This is a genomic window from Desulfosarcina sp., from assembly GCF_041551955.1.
Taxonomy (GTDB): Bacteria; Desulfobacterota; Desulfobacteria; order Desulfobacterales; family Desulfosarcinaceae; genus Desulfosarcina.
This window is the reverse complement of sequence record NZ_JBFELV010000228.1, coordinates 1-7,936: the sequence shown is the minus strand read 5'-3', so window position 1 is coordinate 7,936 and position 7,936 is coordinate 1. Positions and strand designations below refer to the sequence as shown.

At 55.7% G+C, this 7,936-nt stretch carries 7 protein-coding genes and 1 pseudogene; 2 read left to right on the top strand and 6 right to left on the bottom strand.

From position 1 onward, the window contains the following. Positions 1-297: N-acetyltransferase family protein (locus tag ABYV26_RS16065; protein WP_372682369.1), on the top strand; the 297-nt coding region annotated here is incomplete at its 5' end. Between the two features lie 108 nt (positions 298-405). Here the strand turns inward: ABYV26_RS16065 and gtfA are convergent. The 6 genes from gtfA to ABYV26_RS16035 form a co-directional block, all read right to left on the bottom strand. Next, positions 406-1,854, bottom strand: coding sequence for a sucrose phosphorylase (gtfA, locus tag ABYV26_RS16060; protein WP_372682368.1), 1,449 nt, complete (start codon positions 1,852-1,854; stop codon positions 406-408). Between the two features lie 3 nt (positions 1,855-1,857). Next, complete coding sequence (locus ABYV26_RS16055) at positions 1,858-4,047, bottom strand: HAD-IIB family hydrolase (RefSeq protein WP_372682367.1); 2,190 nt, start codon at positions 4,045-4,047, stop codon at positions 1,858-1,860. Further along, a complete protein-coding gene (locus ABYV26_RS16050; RefSeq protein ID WP_372682366.1) occupies positions 4,037-4,942 on the bottom strand; it encodes a carbohydrate kinase in 906 nt (301 codons plus the stop codon). The genes ABYV26_RS16055 and ABYV26_RS16050 overlap by 11 nt, the downstream gene beginning before the upstream one ends. Before the next feature lie 291 nt (positions 4,943-5,233). After that, positions 5,234-5,566 carry an inorganic pyrophosphatase Ppa gene (locus ABYV26_RS16045; RefSeq protein WP_372682365.1) on the bottom strand — a complete coding sequence of 111 codons (333 nt, stop codon included), beginning with the start codon at positions 5,564-5,566 and terminating at the stop codon, positions 5,234-5,236. A 26-nt stretch (positions 5,567-5,592) separates the two neighbouring features. After that, positions 5,593-5,874, bottom strand: coding sequence for an acylphosphatase (locus ABYV26_RS16040; protein ID WP_372682364.1), 282 nt, complete (start codon positions 5,872-5,874; stop codon positions 5,593-5,595). 116 nt (positions 5,875-5,990) lie between these two features. After that, entirely contained in the window at positions 5,991-7,409 is a 1,419-nt protein-coding gene (locus tag ABYV26_RS16035) for a radical SAM protein (protein ID WP_372682363.1), read from the bottom strand. Positions 7,410-7,576: 167 nt separating this feature from the next. Between ABYV26_RS16035 and ABYV26_RS16030 the strand changes: the two are divergent. Next, positions 7,577-7,936, top strand: a pseudogene (locus ABYV26_RS16030) (hypothetical protein); the annotation flags it as partial.

The following is a 7,936-nucleotide window of genomic DNA, read 5'->3' as shown; positions in this document are numbered from 1 at the left end:
GTTCGTGAGGATTATCAGGGGTTGGGCATCGCTTCTTATCTGCTGGCGGACCTGGAACGCATCGCCAAGGAGAACCACTTCAAGGCGTTTTCCGCCACGGTTTTGCGCGAGAACACCGCCATGATCCACGTCTTTAAAAAACACTACCCCCGTGCAAAAACCACCATCTCAGGGGGCAGCGACCTGACCATCCACATGGACTTCGACAACGCTGCCACATCCGGAGAAACCGTTGAACAGAAACCGGATGACGGCTCTCCATGCGACGGTGAACCGACCGCTGACGAGAACGAGTAAGGGTCATCGCGCCGGCCTCCAGGCAGCGCCTCCGTCCGATGGCCTGCTTCCGTCACGGCTCCTATGTGGGGAAGGGACAACGCTCACCGTCGCCTGTCACGCATCCCCTCAGACAACAAATTCGACAACAGCCTGCTTCTCTTCATCAAAATAGTCAATCCGAGTGACGTAGCCGACCAGGTCGATCCGGAGGGTGGCCCGTTGGACCCCACGGGTCCAGGTCAGTTTGAGGTGGTCATCGGGCGCGTCATCGATGGTGAACTGGCCGCCAAATGCCCCGTAGGTGTTCCTGAATTCCATGAGCCGCAGCAAACGCTGAACCACCGGCTTTCGTATCTCGACGGCAATTTCATCCAGCGTGTAGTTGTGCCGGTTGATGTCGCGGCCGTTTTTCGTCTGCCGCACGAGGTCGATGTCGTTTTCTCCGGCCAATAGCCCCACATAATAGACCTGGGGAATGCCCGGTGTAAAAAACTGGATGGCCCGTGCGGCGAGATAGGAATCATCGTTGCAAGCCAATGCGGAGTAATAGGTACAGTTCACCTGGTAGACATCCAGATTCTGGTATTCGGGGCCGGAAAATATCTTGCGGGTATTGGCACCTTTTTCATCCAGGCCATCCAGCGTCCGCTGGATTTCTTCGGCCGTCAACAGGTCTTCTACATCCACCACGCCGATGCCGTCATGGGTGTCCAGGGTGGTGATCTGTTTTCGGGGGCAGATGGCCAGCCATTGTTTCAGAACCCGGCTGGTGTGATGATACAGGGTGTTCAGGACCAGCATGGGCAACGAGAAATCATAGGTCCAGTATCCCCTGTCGGAGATCTTCTGATGGTAGCTGTAATGCTCGTGGACTTCGGGTAGAATTTCCACGCCAAAAGGGGAGACGTAATCCTGAAGCCACGCCAGCAGCTGCCACACCTGTGGCTCCAGGAAAAAGCAGGTGGTGCCGATTTTCATGGTCGAATAAGCGAAGGCGTCCATACGGATCATCTTGGCCGGCGTCCGCGACAGCTGGATCAGGTAGCGCCGCATGACCTCTCGGGTTTTGGGTGAATCCCAGTCGAGATCGATCTGCTCATAGTCAAAGGTGCACCAGACCTTCTCCTTGGAGCCGTCGGCGCGCTGAACCACGGTATACGGGGGCCGGGGTTTGCGGGTGTACACCTTGGCCAGATCCGCTTCGCTGATTTCTCCGTTCGGGCTGAGCTTGTTGAAACTGAGGAACATATCGGCAAACTCGGAGTCCGGTCCCTTTTCGAAGTAGTCTTGAAAATAGACGGACAACCTGGAAATATGGTTGACCATAAAATCGATGATCAGATCGAATTCCCTTCCGATCAGGTCGACATCCCTCCAGGTGCCGAAGGCCGGGTCCACTTCATCATAGGTCAACGGGGCAAACCCGCGGTCCGCGGAGGAAGGGTAAAACGGCAGCAGGTGGACGCCCCCCACGGCACGGCTGAAGTAGCGTCGCAGCACATAATGCAGCTCGACGAGATCACCGCCCAGGCTGTCCGGATAGACAATCAGTTGTACTTCGTTTTTTAGGGTCATCGCTTATCCTCCAGTGGCCTTCTCGATAAATTGGTAGTGCTGCATGCCTTCCAAAATTCCGCCGGCACAATAGCTGTCTGCGAAATAGACATTCCGGCCGTCCTTCAGATCCGACAATTCATGGCTGTAGTTGCCCACCACCACAGCGAGGGGCTCGCCGCGCAACATCTCCTCATCGTTTCCCGAGTCTCCGCTGACCAGAAAATGCTTCAACGGGATTTCCCACTTGTAGCTCAGGTAGCGAATGGCCTTTCCTTTGGAGGCCCGATAGGGCAGGATATCCAGGTAGCGGTCGTGGGAGTAAATCAGGTTATACCGGCAGCGGTGGTGCAGCAGACGGTTGTGGATGGCGGACAGTCGATCTTTTCCCGGTTTCATGTAGTAGCTGATCTTGAAGCGGCGCTGGGTTTCCTCATCCTGGTATTCAAGGAAATCGAATGCTTCGAGCAGCCCGACGATCTTGTCCCGGTTCCATCGGCTGGCGATGTGACTGGCCCATCCCGCGCCGGGTTTGCTGCTGTTGCCATAAAAAAGGGCGCTGCCGACCGAACAGATGATCACGTCCGGCCGGGGAATTCGGTATTTCTTGAGGATCGTTCGGGCTGAATCGGCGGTCCGGCCGGTAGCCACACCGAAACCGATGCGGTTCCGGTGGCGTTTCAGCAGACGCACCAGCTTTTCAAGCTGCGAATTGTCGTCGCCGATCAAGGTGTTATCGATATCGGTGACAAAAAAATGATTCAACTTCATCAACCGTCGGCCGACGGGATCCGACGGCTTGGCGGTTGCCAGATCGGAGCTTTGGTTGGCGGCGGTCAGCTTGCCCGCGGCAAGGGCATATTCCCGGGTATGGTTCTTCCACGTGTAGTGTTTGCGCACGTTCATGATGCCGTTTTTCGAGTAGCGTTCCCATAAATCCTTGTCGGCAATAATCTTGCGCAAGGCTGCCGATATCTGCTCCGTGCGGGCGACGTTTACCAAGATGCCGTTTTGGCAGTTGCGCACGATATCGTTGGGTCCACCGTCATCGGTGGCCACGATGGGCAGCCCGGTGGCCGATGCTTCGAGCAGGGTGAGGCCAAAGGGTTCCGTCAGCGCCGGATTGACGAACACCCCTCTTCGTTCGGCGGCGATCCGATACAAGGCGGGCACTTCATATTCGAAATCATGTTTTTTGGGGATGGCCATCTTGCCATAAAGATCATACTTGTCCATGGCCAGGAGCATTTGGGTGAGAACTTCGCGCTCGTTGTCTGCCATGGCATCGATGTCTTTTCGCAAACCGGCAAACACGGCCAGGTTGGCCATGCTCTGCAGTTCAAGATCCTCGCCGTAGGCCCGCACCAGCCCGGAGATATTCTTGCGCTGATCCGGTCGGCTCAGGGCAAGAATCAACGGTTTTTCCGGGGTGATGAAAAAGCGGTTCAACTCCTTGTGCATGGAGGCCTGGGCATAACGGACGTCTTCTGGCTGTTCGGTGCCATCGAGTATGTCATGATAAAACGGATAGAAGGTGTCGATCCCGATGCCGGGCGGAATGACTTGATAGTCGGGGACATCCTTGTGGTGGTATAGGCCGTATTGTTCCTTGATTTCATGCCGGGTGCTGGTAATCACCAAATCGGCCCGAGCAAGGATCTGCTCCTCCGTGTCGATTCGACGGTCGATTTTGAATTTCCTCATCATCTCCGCATCGCTCATTCCCTGATCCCGCAGCCTAGCCTGCTTGGAACGACCCAGGGAATGGCCGGTATATACGAACGACAAACCGAAAATTTCGGCCAGCTGCATAGCCACGTATCCGGCATCGGGGTAATGACCGTGGACGATGTCTGGCAGGGCACGGTTGCGTTTGATGAACTTGATCGTCCTGTCCACAAATTCTTCGAGATGGGGCCAAAGCAGCTCCTTGCGCATGTACTTGCGTCCACCGCACTGGATGCGGACGATGCGAAACTTGTCGTTGACGACCTCGATAGGCTTGCTGTAATCCACTGAGACGCGCTTGTCGGCAATCAGACGGGTGAATAGATCCACGCGTCCGATATCATTATGTGCACTCAGGCCGTTACCCAGTTCCAGGACGTACTTGATCTGCCCGCCGGTATCCGCATCTCTTCCCATTTCCGGGTTTTTCGATCGAATCAGTCCGTGAAGGCTGAACAGCTGGATAGTTGGCCCCTTAGCGGCCATCGGTCTCTCCTTTCATTAGCGGTCTAATATCATGGTAAAACGCATCATCATCGGGCACCGCACCCGCGATTCCGCAGATTCGTGCGGCGAAATCGGATGCCTGACGAAGCGTCTCTGCCCAGGGCACCTGCCGTAAGCATCCGGCAGCCAGGATGGCGGCATATCCATCACCGGCGCCGACCGTATCGACAATGCGGACATTCGTCGCGGTGGGACTGGCGATGGGTCCACCGTGGCTGTAAAACACGCTGCCCCGGCTGCCGCGGGTAAGCGCCACGGCGCCGATCGTAAACGTTTCCATCAACCAGGGCATGACCTCGTTTTCTGCAGGCGGGCCGTCGAACACACGTTGAATGTGCGCGAGTTCCGCTTCGTTGACTTTGAGCAGGTCGGCGTGACGGAGCGATCCGGCCACGGCATGGGGATTGACGTGGGGCGGCCGCAGGTTGATGTCGCAAAAGCGCCTGGCAGCCTTGTTTGTATGCGAGAGAAAGCGCTGAACCTGGTGGCAGGCGGGACCGGTTCGCTGCAGCAGGGTGCCGAAATAAATCATGTCGGCACCCTTTGCACCAGACACGTCGGCGCTATTCAGATCCAGATGGTCGTAGGCGGCATTCGCGCGGATATCGAAATGCGGAATGCCCTGCTGATTCAAATCCACGCGAACCGTTCCCGTGCCATGCCGGGAATCCATCTGGACGTCGGCGAGGTTAAAGCCATTTTTTTCCAACCTATCGATGATGCGCCGGCCGTGCCTGTCATTTCCCACCCGGGTCAAAAAACGAACTGGAAAACCCAGCTTTTTGAGGTGAAAGGCAAAGTTGAACGGTGCACCACCGATGCGTTCATAATCCTGAAAGATGTCGATAAGAATCTCACCGATGACCACGATCACGATAGCCTCCTTCAATGCGCGTAACGGTGCAGAAACGACCACCGGGCTTCGAAATGGACAAGATTGACGACAGTGGGTTGAGCGACAAGGGATCGTGCGGACCGAACCTTGGCCAACCATAATGCCTCATCAGGCGAATTTTTGCAAATCAGAGGGTGATGGACGAAGGACGCGTGACGACCATTGCTCATGGCCATGGAATGGCGGTCTCACCGAGGGTGCGCCCAAAGGAAGACCATCGTCGGGAGGCGGGTTGTCGCGAAAGCCCCGGTAGCCGCAGCGAACACGAAGTCACATCGCGGTTACTTTAAACGGGGTGCACTGGATGGCGATGCTGCCTTTTTTGACCCAGATTCGCACCATGCTCACAGTCGCCCCCTCCAGGTTGACGATGTTGGCCAGCTTCTCCACATGGGTGACGTCATTTTTAATGAATTCCAGGTAAGGGCTCTTCTGGTTATACGGGTCCGGCAACAAGATGATCCGCTCAGGGTCGAGCGGATGTTTTTGCGGCGAACCGGTATACGGCACATGCGTTTTGGAAAGCGATCGAAGATCCTTGGGGATTTTGTATTTTTCGATTTCTAATTTTTCGGCTTTTTGAAGGGAGGTATTGGCGGTCATGGGATACTCCGTAAATGGACGTCTGGTTAGTAATGAATATCGAATTGACTCGACTCGCCGTGGCAACCCTGCCAGGTGACATCCACCTTTTCCACCCTGGACAGGGGCGGACCGGTCTTGCACCAGTTGATCAGGGAAATGACATCCGCTTTGGCACCTTCGGCAATCGCTTCAACCGTTCCGTCACCTTTATTTCTGACCCACCCGAAGACGCCGAACGTCCTTGCCGCCCGCTGGGTCTCCGCCCTGAAGCAAACCCCTTGCACGCGCCCGCTGACGATCAGGTGTGCCCTTGCCTTTTCTTCCATGGCATCCTCCTGAGAAGGTTTTGTTTGTCGGCTTTAGCTGATAGAATATTTCGCGAGCCCTCGGAAGTCAAGGCGATGGCATCAGCGGCCTCAGTCAGTGGATCGCCCATACCGGCTTAAAAATAATCCTGAAGCCCGGGTTGAATCAACTCATAATCCAGAAACCGGTCGCCGCACAGATCAAGGTTTTGAAGGACGTGGCTGTCCGGATGGGCAACGATGGAGATGAACCGCGTTCGCTGCGCTTCATCCAGATAAATTTCGGAGACGACCGGCTGTTTTTCGATGAAAAGCCGTTTTTCTGAGTTGACGCGGACCTCCTTGAAGGTGCGATGGTAGGAAATATGGGGACACAGCAGGGCTTCCGAATAGGTGACCATCACTTTCAGCCCGTCGAACACCACATGCTCCCATAGCTGGGGGTGAAAATACATGTAGTCGTTGCGACCGCCGATGGTCCACCATTGAGGGTTCAGTCCATGACGCGTCATCCGGGCAGCCTGCCGGGAGAGTATGTCCGGGTCACCGACCACAGCAAGGGTTCGAATAAAGCCGCTTTCCGTGATGCTCTCGTGGGGTTTTACCATCAATCGGGCGCTCTTTCGCCGCGCACCGGCGCGTTGGAAGCGTTGCTGGAAGACGGAGGCACAGTAATTGACCGGCAGTTCGATATTCAGGTCAGCGACATGTTGCATCAACGCCAGTGCCGTCAGTTCAGACTCCAGGACCCCCACTTTTTCTCCGTGCAAATAAGTGTAGTTCCGCTTATCCAATTGGTCCCGGTTGAAAGGGTTCAGGCGAAGTTGATGAAGGTTCAAATGATCGACGCCGATTGCTTTCAATTGGGGCAGCAATTCCTTCAACAGTTCAACATCTTCGGGAATGGCAGGAATCTCGACGGTGACAATCGGGATCTGTCCAACCGCCAACCGGACTTTTTTCAGATCGTATGCCACGGCACTGAGATCAAACCGTATTTCGTTCAAGCCGGCAGCGCGTAATTTTTTAACGAGATCCACTGTCAGCAGGGTACCGTTGGTGTACATCCACAGATGAAGCGGGCGTTTTTTGGATTGGTCCACCGCCTGAAGAAAACGCAGGGTCAGTGCCGGTGTCAGCAGGGGCTCGCCGCCGCTGATGCTGATGCCGCGGAAACCGAAGTGGTTTACATATGCGGCATAATCAACGGGCCTGGTAAAGGACATCCGGTTGGTGGTGGGAACGCCGATCGCATCTTGGGAACTCGGGCAGTAAAAGCAACGGCAATTGCATTTGCCGTTGACGAACAGACATGACCAATCCCCTTCCCCGCAGATGCGGCAACCAGGGGACAGGGGACCGATGTGGGGTTTGGTCGCTTTATATGCGAGGCGCAGGCCCGGACCGATGGCATGGAGTCGCTCGCCGCGTTCGGTTTGCGCTGCCCTTGCCCCGGCCGGAGAAATCCAGTTCAAGCGGTCGGCGGTATGGCCAAACTCGGCCAGGTTTGCTGAAACCAGCTGTTGCCGGCAGGCGGCCAGCCGCTGCTCGTTCATTTGACATACCCTTCCACATCACCATGTTTTTCGGTTTTTCGGGTTCTATTAAAGCTGATCGCAGGAATGATGCAAGCATTTCTTTTTTTTTCCCGATCTGATAAATGATCTTAATTGCATTCATCAGGGAACATGCTCTCCACACCATCGCAAAAGGGCTGGTACCTATGATAGTCGACATTCAATCGGAAATCGGCGAATTGGAAGGGGTGATCCTGCACACCCCCGGCCCGGAAGTGGAGAACATGACGCCCCAGAATGCGGAACGGGCCCTTTACAGCGACATCCTCAATCTGTCGGTGGCTCAGAAAGAATACGCGCAGCTGGCGGACCTGCTCGGCACGGTCACCCCAACCTATCAGGTGCGTGAACTGCTCGAATCGGTGCTTGCCGAGCCGACGGCCAAGGCCCCCCTGATACTGCGTATCTGCGAAGCCGAGGGCTGTCTCGACCTTTGCGACGACCTGCTGGCACTGCCCTTGGAAACGCTCGCCCGGCAACTCATCGAAGGGGTGGTGCAACCGCGG